The following is a 17509-nucleotide window of genomic DNA, read 5'->3' on the forward strand; positions in this document are numbered from 1 at the left end:
TTTCGGAACGCCGCGCGCCATCAACTCGGTACGGTGCGCGCGATGACCTCGGAATCGGCAGTTTTGGCTACCGCCGGCTGTTCGTCCTGCTGCGGCGAGAGGGAGAGCCCTCGGGGATCAACCGGATCTACCGGCTTTATCGGGAAGAAGGGCTCACCGTCCGCAAGAGGCGGGCTCGCCGCAAGGCCGTGGGGACCCGTGCCCCGATCCTGGTCGAGGCGAGGCCCAATGCGCGCTGGTCGCTGGATTTCGTCCACGACCAGTTCGCCAACGGTCGGCGCTTCCGCATCCTCAACATCGTCGACGACGTCACCAAGGAATGTCTGGGCGCCATTCCGGACACATCGATCTCGGGGCGGCGCGTGGCCCGCGAACTGACGGCGATCGTCGAGCGGCGCGGCAAGCCAGGAATGATCGTGTCCGACCATGGCACCGAGTTCACCTGCAACGCCATGCTCGCCTGGTGCAAGGACGCAGCCATCGACTGGCACTTCATCGCACCAGGAAAGCCGATGCAGAACGGCTTTGTCGAGAGCTTCAACGGCCGGATGCGCGACGAACTGCTCAACGAGACCTTGTTCTTCGAACTCGACGATGCTCGCGCCAAGATCGCCAACTGGGTTGCCGACTACAATCTCCAGCGGCCTCACTCGTCGCTGAAATACCTGACCCCCGCGGCCTATGCCGCCCACCTCACCGCAACGGACGATCGGCTGCGCAACCCCGACCAGCTCCGCCGATCGTCCGTTGCTCCACCCGCGCCACTTGGCGTACAAAACCCCGAGACTCTAACCGCCACCGGATGAAAACTCAGTGGCAGGTCAGCAGCCGAAAAGAATCGCGCGTCTCCGAATCAACGCAAGATTCCAGCCAATCCGGTGTGCAAATTGACTAAAAACGACTTTGAAGCCCTCTTACTGTTCACGAAACAAATAAACAGTCGACGACCATCACACAATTGCAACCAAGGGAGTGAAGCTATGAGCTTTTTGATGAACCGTAGGCGTGTCCTCCAGGCCGGCTCCTCCGCCGTGTTGGCGGGCGCCATGAGTTCGATGGCCGGCAATGCTGTGGCGGCGACCGATGAGCTGCGCGTTCTGGTCTACGGTGGTGACGTAGCAAAGGCTTATATTGAAGCCTATGTGAAGCCGTTCCAGGCCGAGACGGGGATCAAGGTTACTCCGATCACCGACCAAACCACCCTTGCCCAGCTTGAGCTTATGGTGAACACCAAAAGCGTTACGGTTGATCTCGTTCCTCTCACACAAGGCTCCACCATTGTCGCTGCGGAGAAGGGTCTCCTCGAGCCGATCGATTATTCGATCTTCAAGAAGGATGAACTGGACGGTATCCTTGATTTCGTCAAGCATCCTTTCGGCGTGGGGCAACAGGTCTTCTCTTTCGTCATGGTTTGCAATACAGACAAATATCCGTCCGACAAGCCGCGGCCGACGACATGGGCCGATTTCTGGGACGTCAACAAGTTTCCTGGTGTCCGCACACTAATATCTGGCCGAAGTGGTGTTGAAGGACCTTGGGAAGAAGCGTTGTTGGCCGATGGCGTCGCTCCGGACAAGATCTATCCCATGGACATTGATCGAATTTTCGCCAGCTTGGACAAGATCAAACCGCACATCCGAAAGTGGTGGACGGTCGGCTCCGAGATCCAGCAGATAATGACCGACAGGGCGGCTGATCTTATGCAGTCCTATGATGGACGAGCGGGTGTGGTCATCTCCCGGGGGGCTCCGATGGCCATCAATCGGAATCAGTGCAGGCTGCAGTGGGACACCTGGGCGATTCCGAAGGGTAGCCCGAATGCAGCGAACGCACAGAAATTCATTGAGTTCGCCACCCGTGCGGAGCGCCAGGCTGCTTTGTCTCAAGTCTATCCGGCCGGTCCTGCTAATCGGAATGCCTTCAAGCTCCTCCCCGAACAGCTGGCCCGCAAGCTAGCCAGTCACCCTGACTACCTGGCCAGCAGCATTGTCATGAACGGGAAATGGTACAGTCAACGAGGGGCTGATGGAAAAACCAATTCCGAGCGGCTCCGCGAACGCTGGAATGAGTGGATCCTTAGCTAATTCTGACATCGCTGAGATCGGGAGGCATGGCGACGACGGCGCTCGTCGGCTGCCATGCTAATGCGCATGTGGAGCCATGATGCCAAATACTTTGATTTTCAGCAGTCAAGAGCTCGCTGATCGACCTGCGAGCGTGCCTGTGAACAGTTTTGTCGCCATTGCTGGCAACGAAGCGATGGAGAAAGACGTGACTCTCGCGCAAATTGAATTTCGGAATGTCACTAAAACGTATGGAGCACTTGCCGCTGTCAAGGACCTCTCGTTGAGCGTTCGTCGGGGGGAGTTCCTGACCATTCTTGGTCCGAGTGGCTCGGGCAAGACAACCTCACTGATGTTGCTCGCCGGCTTTCAGGCGCCGAATCAGGGCGAGATTTTTATTGCTGGAAAGTCCGTCGCGGCCGTTCCCTCTTACCGGCGCGATCAGGGTATTGTTTTTCAGAGTTATGCGCTGTTTCCACACCTAAATGTGCGTCGCAATCTTGAATTTCCTCTAGAAATGCGCGGCATAAAGGCTGCCGAGAGGACAATGCGCGTCGATCGGATTCTTGCGCGCGTGCATCTCGACGGCTTGGAAGACCGCATGCCCTCTCAATTGAGCGGAGGCCAGCAGCAGCGCGTCGCGCTTGCTCGTGCCTTGATAGCCGATCCACCGATCCTTTTGCTCGACGAGCCACTCGGCGCACTCGATCGCAATCTGCGCGAGCAGATGCAGACCGAAATCAAGAGTTTGCACAAGGAGTTTGGTATTACCACCGTATGCGTCACACACGACCAGGACGAGGCGCTCACACTATCCGATCGTATTGTTGTCATGCGCGCTGGTCGGATTGAACAGACTGATACACCGGAAGCAATTTATGATCGCCCGGCGACGCAATTCGTAGCCAAGTTCCTAGGTGAGGCGAATATTCTTGAGAACCCTGGCTTTACGATCGAGGCCAATGCCCCGCAACCGTCCGGCACCGTTGCCATGATTCGGCCGGAGCGCATCTGCATCGTAGCTCTCAATGCCCCTAAGCGCGTCGATGTCGACCAGTACCAGTCTGTCACTGGGACCGTTGATAACATGATCTATGCCGGCCCGCTGCGAAAATACCATGTGCGGGTCGGCAGTACCCTGCTTGTCGTGCGCGAACACGTTGCATCGGGAAGACGAGCCCTCCAGCCTGGTGACGAGGCGCGAGTTGAATGGCTGCGTTCCGACGTTCGATTTGTTGCCGTGTAGGGGTCACAGAGGGCGAGACCGATGAAGATGATTTACAAGCTTGGCCGCTTACCCATTGCGCTTACTTTTCCGGCTCTTGCCATTCTGCTCGCGGTCTTTGGCATACCGGCCGTTCTGCTATTCCTGACCAGCCTCAATGCGCCAGCCTTTTCGCTTTCTAACTACGAGGAGTTTTTTAGCCACCTGGCGAATGTCCGCGTACTCTTGCAGACTGTCCAGGTAAGCATCGTCGCTACGGTCGTGTGCGTCATCATCGGCTATCCCACCGCGTATCTTATCGCTGCTGCCTCGAAGCGTCTTCGCATGGCGCTTCTCGTGCTCGTCGTGATTCCCTATCTCACCAGTTTTTTGGTGCGCACGTATGCGTGGATCGTCATCCTCGGTGATAGTGGCTTGATTAACAATCTACTGCTCGATCTCGGGGTGGTCTCTAGTCCAGCGCCGCTCATCTACAACCGCCTCGCTGTATATATCGGCATGATACACATTATGCTCCCTGTCATGGTTCTTCCTCTTGTAAGTGTCATGCTGGGAATCGACAAGTCGTTTATGGCCGCGGCCCGTAGCATGGGGGCGCGCCCCTTTGTCGCCTTCTGGCGCGTGTTCTTCCCGCTTAGTCTGCCGGGGGTCCGCAGCGGCTCGCTGCTGGTCTTCGTCCTCTGCCTCGGTTTCTACATAACGCCGGCCGCGCTAGGCGGACTGGGAGACGCGATGCTATCTACTTTCATCGCGGCTCAAGTCGAGAACTCCCTAGATTTGGCGCGCATCGCCGCCTCGTCCTTTATTCTTCTGGCACTGGCAGGGATCATGCTCTCGATCTTCGGGCTGGATCTTTCTGGTACGCAGGGCCGAGCAGCGGGACCAGCGTGGAAGCCTTCACAGAATTGGTGGCGGTCAATCGCCTCACCGATGCGCCATCTCAATGAGCTTGCCATCGGATATCGCGCGAAGCGCTGGGCGGCCACTCTCTATCAAGTCACTGGTAGTAGCGGCTCCTGGAGAATGGTCGGCACGGTCTTCGTGGTGCTTGTCATGTTCTACCTTCTGTTTCCGAGCGTTGTGGTCATTGTCATGTCGTTTAGCGCCGGACCCTCGCTGCATTTCCCGCCGTCAGCACTCTCTCTGCAGTGGTATCACTCCTTTTTTGGCAGCCCCGCCTGGACTGGCGCTGCCTGGACCAGCATTCAGATCGGTGTCGCGGTCGCGCTCCTGTCGACAGTTGTCGGCACGCTCGCTGCCTATGGTCTCAGCCGCACGTTTCCCCGGTTGCGAAGTTTCCTGACGTTGGCGATCCTTACCCCGATTACAATTCCAAGCATCGTTGTCGCCATCGCCGCCTACCTCGGGCTACTAAAGTTTGGCCTGATCGGAACGAAAACCGGCATCGCCCTAACACACAGCATCGGTGCTACCGCCTATGTTGTCGTGATCGTTTCGGCCACTTTGGCAAATTTCGATCGGCAATTGGAGCTAGCCGCCAAGAGCATGCGAGCCAGCCCACTACAGACGTTTAAGAGGGTGACGCTGCCGCTGGTCAGGCCTGGCATCATCGGCGGGGCTCTATTTGCTTTTCTTCACTCCTTCGATGAGGTTGTGAAAACCTCCCTCGTTAGCGGATTGTCGATCCGTACTCTGCCTTTGAAGATGTGGGAAAACATACGCCATGAAATTGATCCAACGATTGCAGCAATAGCATCGATGCTTGTACTTCTGCCTGTGGCTTGGTTGATCGTTCTCTACATTACGTGGTGGCGATCGGAGTTGCGCTCCAAACCGTTCCCAAGCTGAACACCGCGTGCTTCAGGTTGATGTTGATCCAGCTTGCCGGGACCCTGATCGCTCTATGTGCGGCCTCATTACAACGTGAAGGAGTGGACGGGGCGAAACGTCGAGTTCCATCCCCCCTGCCAGACTGCATACAATGCTTTCGAATCCTTTCCGGGCGCCGCGATGGCTGGGGCCGACTTCTTCGATTTCCGCATAAAAGGGCGCAGCGGCAAGCGCTCGCCCGAGCGAGGCGCGCGACCCGATCATCGTCGCCGCCGCGGTAACGCAGGCGCTGCAAACCGTAGTGAGCCGCAACAATCACCCGCGCACCCAGCTGGTGGTGTCGGTGACGCAGATCCATTCCGGTGCCGCATACAATGTAATACCTGCGGAGGCTGTGATCTCCGGCACAGTGCGCGCCTTCTCCGACGATGTGTGCGCACTTGTAAGGAGGCGTATGCGGGAGATCGCCGCCGGTATGGCCGCGACCTACGGTGTCGAGATAGAGTTCTCTTCGCGAGGCATCGTCACGGTGCTAGAAAACCACAAGGAGCAGACCGATGCCTATGCCGACGTGGCGCGTGAGATTGTTGGCGATGAGAACCTTTCCACTGCAATCGAGCCGCTGATGGGGAGCGAGGATTTCGCGGACATTCTGCGCGCCACGCCAGGCGCGTATTGCTGGGTTGGTCACTCCTGCGACAAGCCGGTACACACTCCGGAATACGCGCGATGCTATCATTCCAATCGGCGCCAGCCTAATGGGCGCGCATCGTCGCTGAGTATTAAACGGTAAATTGTGGCCGGCGTAGGCCGGCGCTCACAACGTGGCGTAGGACATATCCGAGAGAATAGGAGGCGTCGGGCTGACGCCCTAAGTCATGGTCGCTGGCCGCCGGTGTGGCCTGACGATAAATGCCGGTACATTACGAGATCTTTGTGCAATTGTGCGGCAGCGTGGTCGGGCAGAGGCACACCAACAAGTGATCTGAATCAAGGACGTCGCTGAACTCCAAACGCACTACAAAGAACTCGCGGCGAAGGCCGCGAACGCAGCCATGCACATCGGAGTGCCGAGCATGGCTCGGCTGATACTTGCCGACTGATGGCTGTAGACCGTGATCACGCGAGGGCGTGCTTCTCGTCCGGTGAGGCAGATCAAAAGTGCACTGTGAAACGATCAGACAGGTCTCGTAGCTTTAGTTCTGTGCAAGTTCAGCAAAAGTGATCATGGGTCCGGCCGAGCCATCCCCTCGGATGCCGCCGTCGCTCGCTTGCCCAAAGCGGAGCGCTGGCGAGTGACGGCGGTGGAGAGCGGTGGCGTGGCATCTCCTTGTCCCCTTGGTGGGCCTGAGCATCGTCAGGCCACTTGGCGTAGCGCCTCCTTCTTGTGCTCCTTCAGCAAATCCATGTGAGATAGCGATGGTCCTCAAGCCACGTCTCGTGGCGCTCGACGGTCAGCGCCCGCACCAGTCTTAAACAGCTCTCGTCGTTGGGAAAATTCGAACCACGTAGGTGCGCCGTAAGCGCTCAGCCGGGGCCCTATTGAAGCTGGGTTGGACGCCTTGCGGAAGCGCCACGGTATAAGGTCACCGATTCTGATGTGGGGATAGCCGTCGATGATCGCCTCGAGTGTTTCGGCGATATAGGCGGCCGGATTCGTTGAGCTTGCAGGTTGCAACGGAGCGAGCAAGGCCCAGTTTTCTGCCCCGATTTCGTGACCGGCCAAGAGCGCGTTTTTCCTCGTCAAACAGATTGGCCGTATGGCGTTCTCGACTGGGTTGGTATCGAGTTCGAGACGACCGTCTCCGAGGAAGCGGGTCAGCCGCTGCCAATGATTGAAGTGCATAGCGGATATTCTCGGCGCGCGTCGAACCGCTGGAGATCATCGACAGCTGTTTCTCGAACCACGACTTCAACGCGGTTACCAAGGGCAGCGAGTGCTCCTTGCGCGCGGCCAACCGGATGTCGGCGACGAGCCGCGCACCATGGCTTCGATCGCGTAAAGTTGCGCGATGTGCCGAACAGCGGTTTCGGCGATAGGTGACTTGCTGTTGCGCACCAATTTGACGAAGGTCCGGCGCAAATGGCTCCAGCAGTGCACGAGCGTCCATGGCCCTTGCGGTCGAACGACTTCGTTTAACCGGTCATACCCATCATAAGCATCGCACTGCAGGTAGCGCCCGCCAAAACCGTCGAGGAATTGCCCAGCAAAAGAGAGCGCTGCGACAGGAGCATATCGGAACAGCACGATCGGCGGACTTGGACCGCTGTGGCCGCGGTCGTTTGAGGCGATCGCCCAGAAGTAGCCTTTCTTCGTTCGGCCACGCCCCGGATCGAGTACCGGCGCCTCGGTCTCACCCATGAACAGCCGATCCGCCATTGCCAGGTGGTGGCGCATGTGGTCCCGCGATGAGCTGAAGATGGAAGCAGGCGCGGCCAGACCAGTTGCCTAGTGTCGCCCGATCAAGCCGGATCCCCTGGCGCGCATAGATCTCGGCCTGACGGTAACATGGCGATGGTCGCCAAATTTGGAGACGATCACGTGCGCGATGGCCGCTTCGGTCGGCAGGCCAACGGGCACGACGTGCTCCGGTGCGTGCGCCTGCACGACGGCGCCCGAACAGCGGCGACAGATGTATTTCGGGCGGCGCGTGACCAGCACGCGCCATTGTGCCGGGATCACGTCAAGGCGCTGGCTGACGTCCTCGCCGATCTTCATCATGGCGCGGCAACCGCACGGCAGAGCGTGCTTGCAGGCTCGACGACCCCGTTCTACTCGCGGCAGATGGGCAGGCAAGCAGCCGCGATTGCGATGAGAGCCTTGATCCGGATCGCTTCGCGATTGTCCCTGAATGACCTTCTCGGCTCTTTCGCCTTGTGCGATCTCCACATCTTCGAGCGGCAAATGGTACTGATCTGGTCGTAGCTTCTCGGATTTCGAGCCGAATTTGTCGCGCGTGCAATTCGCCGAGAATGATCTCCAGCCGACGCCGGGCCTCCTCCGACGCCGCGCGCCCCCTGATGCTCGCTCACGGCCGCCTGCGACCCTGCGCGGCACGTAATCGAGCGCATTTCTGACGAAGTGTACATAACAGCGCTGCCAGAACACCCGGAGAGCGCTTCGGCAATCGCCTTCTTCAGCCCTGGGTAATCGTCAGAGACGACTAACTCGACTCCGTGAAGGCCGCAGGCCTTCAACGCTTCCAAAACCTCCTTCCAGCTCGATCGGCTCTCCCGTGGCGAGCTCAACCGCAAGCACTTGACGCCGGCCTTCCGCAGTCAACGCAAACGGCGATCAGCACCGCCTGGCTCGCGATAATCCCGCCAAGTTTGGTCAGCGTCAAAGTAAAGGGCTGTGAAAGCTGCGAGAGGGGGCGGGACAGTAGCATTTCGGAGGCGGGAAGATCGAACACCCTGGGCGATCCCATGCGTATCTACCGCGGACCGACCATCAACGGGACTACGTCCAAATCGCCAGAACCGAGAGATCTCTGAGATCCTGCTGTGAACAGTGAGCCTGCTTCAGAGTCGGGCTGCGGAAGCTTCGCGCCGCCGGGTCCGGCGCGTGGCTCGAAGGGCAGCGTTAGTGTAGCCGTCGGGCCACCGAGAAACATTTCGTCACCTGAATAAGCTCACTTCTGCTCCATGATTAGCTGCACTCGCGTGCAGCGCGGCTGCTTTCACAACACCTCGTCAACCGCTCATTTGCGCCGCATGCATTCAAGAGACCCAAGCCAACCACACCATCGTGTGGTCTTCAATGATGGCTGTTGTCGGCCAGGGGCCGGAAGGCCCAATAACACCAATAGATATCTTCCCGCTGCTGGCCATCCATTCAGTTCAGCCATAAGGGAACACTCTCCTTCAGTTCGTATTTCACATAAATTGTATTGACAGTAAGACAATGGTGGCGACAATACACTCCACCACAATTCAATGACAGACGGGTGCATGTGAGTTACCGATACATAATTGCTCCTGATGAAGGAGCGAGGCGCGTCTCGCTGAAGCCCGCATCTTCGCAGACGAGGTTGCGCGAATGTTGGGTGGAATGACCCACTGTGCGTTGAAATTCGTATCTGGGTTCATTAGCGGCACCAGTTTGCTTTGTGTCTTTGCCTCCATTAGGCGGCAAAGGTTCGTCGCTGGTTTCCGTCACCTGCACGAAGGATGTTGGGTATGATAGACAATCCAATACAATGGCCAGATGGCGCAAAGTGCGCTGTGGCGATCACCTTTGATATGGATTCTGATAGTCTTCTACACTGCGCCCATCCCCACACCGCGGACACTTTGATCGGCACAGCGTCCTGGCTCAGATATGATCGTATAGCCATCCCTCGGATTTTGGCGTTGTATAGGAAGTATAACCTAAAGCAGACCTTCTTCGTTCCAGGATGGTCAGCAGAGCACTACCCAGACATCGTTAAGCAGATCATGGATGACGGCCACGATGTTGGTTTGCATGGATATTTGCATGAGCGGCTGAGCAGTTTGTCTGCCGAGATGGAAGACTACTGGTTCATGCGTGGTTTAGAAGCTCTGCAGAAGGTAACAGGCGTGCGGCCGCGCGGTTTCAGGGCGCCGAGCTATCGGTTCTCCAAGAACACTCTAAATTACCTTGCCAGAGAACGGTTTGTTTATGATTCCTCGTTGATGGGCAACGATGTGCCCTACCTCATCGAGGGCGATAAGGGCTTTGTGGTTGAACTGCCCACGGACTGGGCCCTTGATGATTGGCCGCAATTCACAACGAGCTCGGATCTCGGATTCGCGATGCAGGTGAACTCGCCTGATCGCGCGATGGATGTCTTTCTTGCTGATTTTGAGGCGGCTTGGGAATATGGCGGTCTCTGGATTTCGGTGTGGCATCCATTCGTGATGGGACGTCTTGCTCGATGTGCGCGTATGGAGAAGATGATTCAATACATGCTGGACAGGGGCGGCGTGTGGTTTGCAACGCTCGACCAGATCGCCTCGCACGTCAATCACATGATCGAGTCAGGCAAATATCATCCTGCCACCGAGCAGTTACCTTATCATCACGCGGAGGCCGATGCCTGGAGTCGAGTGCGCTAGGCCGTCTCGGCTAGTAAATGCGATCTGCTCCTCAATAAAACACGCCAACTCTTCGATGCCTACTAGGTATTGTAATGGCCAAGGCTTGCCTCGCGCTGATCAATTGGAGTGCGAATACCTCAGTGATCTGGGATAAAGGAAAACGAACATGCGAGTTGGATTCTGTGGCGGCGGGCTAGGAGGGATTTCTGCTGCCATTGGGCTAGCTGATTTAGGATTCGACGTAGATGTGTTCGAGCGATCACCGCTGCTTCGGGCGACAGGTGCTGGTCTGAATCTTTGGCCGAACGCGGGGCGTGCAATATATGGATTGGGATTGCGAGGACGGTACGATGCAATTTCGGTTAAGTTAAACCGCTATCTTGGCTTCAATCCGGATGGAACCCCTCTTTTTGAAAAAGATACCAGCGATTGGGCATTGCGATATGGTGCGCCGTCGGTCGGGGTTCATAGGTTTGCATTAAGTTCGATGTTGGCAGAGACGTTCGGCATGGACAGAATCAAATTTGGCTATGAAGTAGTTTCGATAGAGAACAACGCAGACAAGGTTGTTTGTCATTTCAGCAATGGTGAGAGTTACGAAGGCGACGTGATCATTGGTGCCGATGGCATCTACTCGACCGTTCGCGAACAACTAATCGGTGCCGTGCCGTTTCGCCAAAACGATCACCATGCCTATCGTTACCGCGCCGTCATTAACCTATCCGATGTGGATGTCGATCCGGCTGCGCAAACTACATTCTGCTCCCCAGGCGGGTGGATGGCCGTCATCCCAGTTGGTAACGGTAAGGCGTACTGGTTTGGCTCCGTCTTTGGAGTTAAGAACCTCGATGAATTTATCCAGTTTTTTAGCTCCTGGACGCGCACGCATATCCCGCGAACGCTCAGCATCACTCCAAGAGATACGATTGTCGAAAGCCCGTTATACGACGTCGACATTCCGTATAAATGGACTCACGGGCGCGTTACATTGATTGGTGACGCGGCACACCCAATGATGCCGGACCTAGCGCAGGGTGCAAGCCAAACCTTTATCGATGCTTTGGCCCTCCGCGAGGCTTTCGCAAAGACAAACAACGCCGATGAAGCTCTGCACGCTTATGAGAGTCAGCGCAGGCCGGTCGCTTACCATGTGGTGAAATGTTCGCAAAAGGGCGGCTTTCTTGGGAAGAATAAAGTAGATCCGGTTGCTGTTCGGTACGAACGGGAGGTAGAGGCAAGCACTGCAGCTTCATTATGAGATAATTGTAGCGCCAGTCGCAGTTGCTTGAAACCTATACTCTCCAGCAACAACTGGCATCAGTGAACGATCCGCTGGTACAATGGAAGCAAATATTGGTTATCGTGTCCCACTATGTCGGGGAACCGGGAGAGGAGGGGGTTCTGTAAGGTGTTGTCCGGAACACCATTGCGATCTCGGCACAAGTCGATGCATATTCCTGGAGCATCTTGGGTTGTTCATCGCGCAAATTTGCTTGTCGCTAACAATGATAAGTTTACTTGACCCACCAGCTGCCTGAACAACGCGATGCACTGCACTGGAATTTGACAGAATCGATACTTGTCTTCTTGATCTTGTTCAACGCCAACAATCGCCTTAGTAGTGAAGAACTCGGTGCGAAAGCCGGCTTGTCTGCGTCTGGAGTTCAGCGTCGACTAAAACGCCTTCGTTGACCCTGTAGAACGCTGAAGTCTTCGACCGAAAGACGCTTCCCTCGCCATGGCGCACAGCCTTCACGCCTCCTCAGCCGCGCCCCATAGCTCCAACCGGCCGGAGCTCGCCACCGTCGCGATCCGCACCGCGCGCGAGGATCTTGCCGCCTGTTTGCGCATGGCCGCGCGCAACAGTTTCCAGAGGGCATCTGCAATCATTTTTCCGCGGTGGTGCCCGGCCATAACGATCTTTTCCTCGTCAATCCCTATGGCTACCCTTGCACGAGTTAACGGCGTCGAAGCTGCTGATCTGCGACTTCCACTGCAACGTGCTCGAAGAGGGCGTGGCCGAGGCGACGGCGTTCTATATCCATGCCGAGATGCACAAGCGACTGCCGCGGCGAAGGTTGCCTTCCACACTCAGATCCCTATGCGACGGCACTGTCAATCACCGAGGGCGATCCCCTAATCTAGGCCGGTCAGACCGCATTGAAATTCTATGGCCGCACTGCGGTGGGCCGCGACTACAACGGCCTCGCGCTCGACAATCGCGAGCGCACCATCGCGTCCGCGGTCGGTAATGCCGACATCATTTTCAAGAAGCATCGCGGCGTGATGGTGCTGGCGCCGACCATCGCACAGGCCTGGGACTGCCTCTACTATCTGGAGCGTGCCGCCGAGATGCAGGTACTGGCGATGTCGACGGGACGAAAAGTTCTGCCAGTCGACCTCGCAATCGCATAGGCAACTTACAAGCAGATGCGCGATGGCGATTCGGAATCTGCGCGGTTGCATCTGGCCGCGATCCGCCGCCAGCTCCGACCCGGAGAGCCGCAGTACCGGCATTGAACTACCGGTTGTGCTTAGTCCTGACCTGCCAGTGAATCTTCATCCAGCGGCAGGTAGAGTCTCGGGCTTTTGTACGCCAAGTGGCGCGGGTGGAGCAACGGACGATCGGCGGAGCTGGTCGGAATTGCGCAGTGGTGGGCGGCGTAGGCCGGGGGGCGGGTATTTCAGCGACGAGTGGGGACGCTGGAGATTGTAGTCTGCGACCCAATTGGCGATCTTGGCGCGGGCGTCATCGAGATCGAAGAACAGAGTCTCGTTGAGTAGCTCATCGCGCATCCGGCCGTTGAAACTCTCGATGAAGCCATTCTGCATGGGCTTTCCCGTTGCGATGAAGCCAATCGATGGCTGCGTCCTTGCACCAAGCCGGTATCCGTTGCAGGTGACCTCGGTGCCATGGTCGGACACGATCATTCCTGGCTTGCGGCGTCGCTCGACGATTGCCATACGCCGCCCCGAGATCGACGTCTCCGGAATGGCGCCCAGGCATTCCTTGGTGACGTCGTCGACGATGTTGAGAATGCGGAAGCGTCGGCCATTAGCGAACTGCTCGTGGACGAAGTCCAGCGACCAGCGGGCATTTGGCTTCGGCTCGACAAGGATCGAGGCCCGGGTCCCCACGGCTTTGCGGGGAGCCGCCGCTTGGGGCGAGTCATCCGGGATCAACCGCAGCAGGACGAACAGGCGACGATAGCCGCGAAACGCCGCTCGTTGGCTAGATCGCACAATCGGCCACGCAGAACTGCGTCCGGCGGGCGGCTGGAGCGATAGCGGATCATCTTCCGATCCGCACCCACGAACGAGCAGGCCCGCCAAGGCCCGACCCAATGTGCAATTCCATTTCAAACCGACAATTGCGTCCTTGGCTCAACCAGGTCGAGGCATGGTTCTCGGTTCTAGGACTTACCGGGGAAGTTGCTCAGCGACACCTCCTTCACAAGCATCAGGCAGCTTCAGGAACACACGATACCTACCTCATTCGTACAAGATGTACCCGAGGTCTCCAACTGGGACATGAAAAAGTCAGCGCCATCTATCTCTCAGCTGAATTGTGCACACGAGCAGTTGATGGATCAGGCCCGATTATTCGGGCCGCTGCCGGCCAGAACGCGGGAAAAATGCATTTCGGTTCCAAAAGAGCAGAAATAGCCTACCGGATCTGGTGGATGATTTGCGCGTCTGCCACCTAGCTGCGGAGATCGGTGACTCAGTCTGTTTCTCTCCGCAATCGCAGAAGCTGAACACAATCTTTTCTATTGGCATAGGGTGACGAATGTCGAACCTGACGAGTGCTGTCAATCATGATCGAGAGCGGACGCCTAGAGGTCACGTGTGGCATCTTCCGGTGGATCATCCGTACCGTCTTGGCCGTAGAGCTGGCAGGTTCTGCTTTGTTGGGGGAGCAGCTGACCTGAATGCCGAAGGTAAGATTGATAATGCGGGAGATTTGCTGGGGCAGGTCCCGGGCGCCATTGAAAGCACTTCTGCTGCATTGCGTGCGCAAAACTGCGATCTGAACGATGTCGTGCGGCTGAAGGCGTTCTTTCGGCCGGGCTCAGGAGATGGCGGAGGCTGGGCTCTTTTAGCCGCGCTTCGTCGTCACTTTTCGGAGTCTCCAGCGCCTGTCATCTCGATGCAGCCATCGCCGATGATGCCATGGAATGGACAAGAGCTCCAGTTGCAAGCGATTGCAGTTAAAGGCTGGCGCAAGCAGGCACCAGTTCACTTCGTGGCCGAGCCGCTTCCCAGACCCGTAATGCCCGATGCGGCGGAATATACCCTTGGTCTGCTCGCTGGCGGGTTCTTTGCCGCTTCGGACATGCCTGGTTTCCGCGGCGGTTTTGAGGGCGGCTCCCTTGCAGCAGAAACCAGCTTCGTCATGGATCGACTGAAAACAATCATGGACGGGCTGGATGTGTGCTACAACGACGTGATTAAGGTTGAAGGATACTACCCTTACGTGAACCCGGATGACTGGTTGCCGCCGGCGAAGGAGCGTTTCCGCAGGTTTCCGGAGGGAGCTGCGGTTGCGACAGGCCTTCCATGGCCCATCCCCTGGCCGAGCAACGTGCGAACGAAGATAGAGCTTCTCGGCTACCGGACGCAGTTGGGTGACTACAGCAAACGCGTGCCTCGGGCGGACTCCTGGCCGGACTGGGTCTGGGACTGGCCGGTTCGAAATAACTTTCGACAGGGCTTGCTCGTCGACGATTGCGTGTGGCTCGGCGGGCAAATCCCATTCGGCGCGGGTCGAGGGAATATCCAATCGCCTGGTGACCTCAGCAGACAGGTCGATTGCACGATGGCTGTAATCAGTGACATCTTGGGTGGTTTCAACAAGCGCCTCGACGATCTGGCATTGCTGGTGTGCTACTACGAATCGGACGGCTCAGAGGAATCGACACGCCGCTTCCTGGATCGACTAGCTATGAACATCCCCGGGCCGCTGCCGCCGATCACACTGGTACCGGAGCCGATGGTGCACACCAAACGAACGACCAACGAGATCTGGGGCGTCGCATGCGCATAGTTCACAAAATGCGATCGGCTCGGATTGATCAAGCTGCATATGCCAATGAAGTTCTGCATCGATTCAGTCAGGGGGGAACTCAGGAGTTGCTGGAGTTTGCAAACGGAACGCATTTCACGCGCGAGGTTTGTCTGGATCTGAGAGTTTACTTGACATAATCCAAGAGTGATTGAGGGCTAATCAAATGGCAAAAAGCGGCATCGTTCCGGGAATAACGAGTGATGCTATCCTGACGACCTACTAAGTGATTGCCCTTAGTTCCGTCCGGCACTTTTTCTGCCGAACGAGCGCGAACAAACACTGACAACAGCGATTCGCTCACTATTTCCTGGAGGCAGAGGCGCATCCATTACGCTCGCGAAAAATAGCGGTCAATGCGGTGGTCAAGGGTTGTCGACCCTTTTCCATTAGGTGAGGCTGAGCCTTCTTCGCACCGATGTCGAAAGCTCCAGCTCCTAGTGGAGGAGACCTCAGATCGTACGCGATGCGTGGCTCCAACGCGACCATAATCCCGACCTACGTGGCGGGCCCGGACGTCATCCCGAGGGGCTATCTCTAGAGCAGACGAGCGCGTGTCCCGGCGGCACTAAAGAAAAGGGCTTGTTAATCGTCATTGGCCGTCGTTCCCCTATTTCAGTAACTAGGGCGCGCGCGAGACTTGTGCCGGATGTTGATGACCTCTGAGTGCAAGTTCTTCGAAATGCCATTAGCTGTGCAATGCACAATACGGACTGCATGAGAGAGACGAAATGAATCCAGCCAACCTCCCTTTCGATGCCGATGCGATGCTGCAGGGCCTGCGCAAATGGGTCGAATGCGAAAGTCCGACCTGGGATGCGAATGGTGTTAACCGCATGCTAGATCTCGGCGCGCGTGATATGGCCGTGATGGGGGCCACGATCGAACGTATCGCCGGTCAGCAGGGCTTTGGCGATGTCGTGCGCGCGCAGTTTCCCCACCCGCGGCAAGGGGACCCGGGCATCCTGATCGCCGGCCATATGGATACGGTCCACCCGATCGGTACCCTCGAGAAGCTGAAATGGCGGCGCGAGGGCAACAAATGCTACGGACCCGGCATCTTCGACATGAAGGGCGGCAATTACCTCTCCCTCGAGGCGATCAGGCAGTTGATCCGCGCCTCGATCGCGACGCCACTGCCGATCACCGTGCTGTTCACTCCTGACGAGGAAGTCGGCACACCCTCGGCGCGGGGCATCATCGAAGCAGAAGCTGCGCGCAACAAATACGTGCTGGTTCCCGAACCCGGCCGAGCAGACAACGGGGTCGTCACAGGACGCTATGCGATCGCTCGCTTCAACCTGGAAGCCACGGGCCGACCGAGCCACGCCGGCGCGACACTCTCCTCGGGTCGTTCGGCGATCCGCGAGATGGCCCGACAGATTCTCGCGATCGACGCGATGACGACGGACGACCACACCTTCTCGGTTGGGATCGTGCATGGCGGCCAATGGGTGAATTGCGTCGCGACTACCTGCACTGGCGAGGCGCTCTCAATGGCCAAGCGCCAGGCCGATCTCGACGACGGCGTCGAGAAGATGCTGGCACTCTCGGGCACGAGCAACGGCGTCTCATTCAAGGTGACCCGCGGCGTCACCCGGCCCGTATGGGAGCCCAATGCCGGCACCATCGCGCTCTATGAGAAGGCGCGCGGCCTCGCCAATCAACTGGGCAAGGAATTGCCGCATGCCAGCGCAGGCGGCGGCTCCGACGGCAACTTCACCGGTGCAATGGGTATCCCCACCCTCGACGGTCTGGGTGCGCGGGGCGCCAAGGCCCACACCCTTGACGAGCACATCGAGGTTGACAGTCTTGCCGAGCGAGGCCAGCTGATGGCCGGGCTGCTGGCCACGCTGGAGTGACGGTTCAGCCGTCAGCCGAGCGCGACCTGCCTGCGACACTGCTATCAGTACCACGAAAGCCTCGCCGATCTACTCCGATTGGCAAAGGTCCTGATCCGCGCGCGCAACCGGAGTGGCGATCTTCGGCAGGGGCTTCGTTCTCGATTTTGTATAACGCACCGCCAAGTGCGAGCGCTCGCGGTAGGGACGCTCGTTTTCCTGCGCCCGCCCAGATCGGTAGGTGCGGAGCGACCGCACACGGTCCTTGCCTTGGGTCATGAGGCGTACGGCGTACGCGACGTAACGCTGAAACCTGATCCCAGGTCCTGCGAGAGTTCAAGCAAGAGCGCGATCTAGTTCGGCGCTCGTCTCGGACGCCATCGGACGCCCAGACTGTGCGGACTGGCATATGCGCTGGCCTGGCTGCTGCGCCTCAAAGGCGGCTGCAGCCGTGGAGACAATA

General features: G+C 57.8%; 10 protein-coding genes and 7 pseudogenes. 11 read left to right on the forward strand and 6 right to left on the reverse strand.

Annotated features, from left to right (window positions below; genetic code table 11):
• The 5 genes and pseudogenes from XI04_RS08675 to XI04_RS08695 all read left to right on the forward strand — a co-directional run.
• The coding region (locus tag XI04_RS08675) for an IS3 family transposase (protein WP_271623580.1) at window positions 1-806 on the forward strand (806 nt) is incomplete at its 5' end.
• Between the two features lie 174 nt (window positions 807-980).
• Complete coding sequence (locus XI04_RS08680; RefSeq protein WP_271623581.1) at window positions 981-2084, forward strand: ABC transporter substrate-binding protein; 1104 nt, start codon at window positions 981-983, stop codon at window positions 2082-2084.
• Between the two features lie 175 nt (window positions 2085-2259).
• A complete protein-coding gene (locus XI04_RS08685) occupies window positions 2260-3309 on the forward strand; it encodes an ABC transporter ATP-binding protein (RefSeq protein ID WP_271623599.1) in 1050 nt (349 codons plus the stop codon).
• Between the two features lie 21 nt (window positions 3310-3330).
• Window positions 3331-5097 (forward strand): ABC transporter permease subunit, encoded by a 1767-nt coding sequence (locus tag XI04_RS08690; protein ID WP_271623582.1) that lies wholly within the window; start codon window positions 3331-3333, stop codon window positions 5095-5097.
• Between the two features lie 223 nt (window positions 5098-5320).
• Window positions 5321-5872: pseudogene (locus XI04_RS08695) on the forward strand (M20/M25/M40 family metallo-hydrolase); the annotation flags it as partial.
• Between the two features lie 564 nt (window positions 5873-6436).
• Here the strand turns inward: XI04_RS08695 and XI04_RS08700 are convergent.
• The 5 genes and pseudogenes from XI04_RS08700 to XI04_RS08720 all read right to left on the reverse strand — a co-directional run.
• Window positions 6437-6608: pseudogene (locus tag XI04_RS08700) on the reverse strand (transposase); the annotation flags it as partial.
• A gap of 230 nt (window positions 6609-6838) precedes the next feature.
• Window positions 6839-7477: pseudogene (locus XI04_RS08705) on the reverse strand (IS66 family transposase); the annotation flags it as partial.
• Window positions 7434-7607: an IS66 family transposase gene (locus XI04_RS38835; protein ID WP_271623600.1), complete on the reverse strand. Its 174-nt coding sequence runs from the start codon at window positions 7605-7607 to the stop codon at window positions 7434-7436. The pseudogene XI04_RS08705 and the gene XI04_RS38835, both read right to left, overlap by 44 nt.
• Window positions 7529-8137 (reverse strand): IS66 family transposase zinc-finger binding domain-containing protein, encoded by a 609-nt coding sequence (locus XI04_RS08715; protein WP_271623601.1) that lies wholly within the window; start codon window positions 8135-8137, stop codon window positions 7529-7531. The genes XI04_RS38835 and XI04_RS08715 overlap by 79 nt, the downstream gene beginning before the upstream one ends.
• Window positions 8126-8402, reverse strand: a pseudogene (locus tag XI04_RS08720) (transposase); the annotation flags it as partial. The gene XI04_RS08715 and the pseudogene XI04_RS08720, both read right to left, overlap by 12 nt.
• Window positions 8403-9258: 856 nt before the next feature.
• On the opposite strand from XI04_RS08720, the gene XI04_RS08725 reads away from it, so the two are divergent.
• From XI04_RS08725 to XI04_RS08740, 4 genes and pseudogenes are all read left to right on the forward strand, one after another.
• Window positions 9259-10158: a polysaccharide deacetylase family protein gene (locus XI04_RS08725; protein WP_271623583.1), complete on the forward strand. Its 900-nt coding sequence runs from the start codon at window positions 9259-9261 to the stop codon at window positions 10156-10158.
• Window positions 10159-10306: 148 nt separating this feature from the next.
• A complete protein-coding gene (locus tag XI04_RS08730) occupies window positions 10307-11398 on the forward strand; it encodes an FAD-dependent monooxygenase (RefSeq protein ID WP_271623584.1) in 1092 nt (363 codons plus the stop codon).
• A 298-nt stretch (window positions 11399-11696) separates the two neighbouring features.
• Window positions 11697-11829: pseudogene (locus XI04_RS08735) on the forward strand (AsnC family transcriptional regulator); the annotation flags it as partial.
• Window positions 11830-11878: 49 nt separating this feature from the next.
• Window positions 11879-12660 (forward strand): annotated as a pseudogene (locus XI04_RS08740) (aldolase).
• Between the two features lie 39 nt (window positions 12661-12699).
• On the opposite strand, the pseudogene XI04_RS08745 reads toward XI04_RS08740, so the two are convergent.
• A pseudogene (locus XI04_RS08745) lies at window positions 12700-13469 on the reverse strand (integrase core domain-containing protein); the annotation flags it as partial.
• Between the two features lie 518 nt (window positions 13470-13987).
• On the opposite strand from XI04_RS08745, the gene XI04_RS08750 reads away from it, so the two are divergent.
• On the forward strand, window positions 13988-15187 hold the full coding sequence (locus XI04_RS08750; RefSeq protein ID WP_271623585.1) for a hypothetical protein: 1200 nt from the start codon (window positions 13988-13990) through the stop codon (window positions 15185-15187).
• Window positions 15188-15936: 749 nt separating this feature from the next.
• On the forward strand, window positions 15937-17067 hold the full coding sequence (locus tag XI04_RS08755) for a M20/M25/M40 family metallo-hydrolase (protein WP_271623586.1): 1131 nt from the start codon (window positions 15937-15939) through the stop codon (window positions 17065-17067).
• Window positions 17068-17509: the final 442 nt, after the last annotated feature.

It is taken from the genome of Bradyrhizobium sp. CCBAU 11430, assembly GCF_028128855.1.
GTDB lineage: Bacteria > Pseudomonadota > Alphaproteobacteria > Rhizobiales > Xanthobacteraceae > Bradyrhizobium > Bradyrhizobium ottawaense.

Excerpts from the sequence above, each read along its gene's own strand:
- XI04_RS08680 (WP_271623581.1), top strand. The coding sequence starts at position 981 with ATGAGCTTTTTGATGAACCGTAGGCGTGTCCTCCAGGCCGGCTCCTCC.
- XI04_RS08685 (WP_271623599.1), top strand. The coding sequence starts at position 2,260 with ATGGAGAAAGACGTGACTCTCGCGCAAATTGAATTTCGGAATGTCACT.
- XI04_RS08690 (WP_271623582.1), top strand. The coding sequence starts at position 3,331 with ATGAAGATGATTTACAAGCTTGGCCGCTTACCCATTGCGCTTACTTTT.
- XI04_RS08725 (WP_271623583.1), top strand. The coding sequence starts at position 9,259 with ATGATAGACAATCCAATACAATGGCCAGATGGCGCAAAGTGCGCTGTG.
- XI04_RS08730 (WP_271623584.1), top strand. The coding sequence starts at position 10,307 with ATGCGAGTTGGATTCTGTGGCGGCGGGCTAGGAGGGATTTCTGCTGCC.
- XI04_RS08755 (WP_271623586.1), top strand. The coding sequence starts at position 15,937 with ATGAATCCAGCCAACCTCCCTTTCGATGCCGATGCGATGCTGCAGGGC.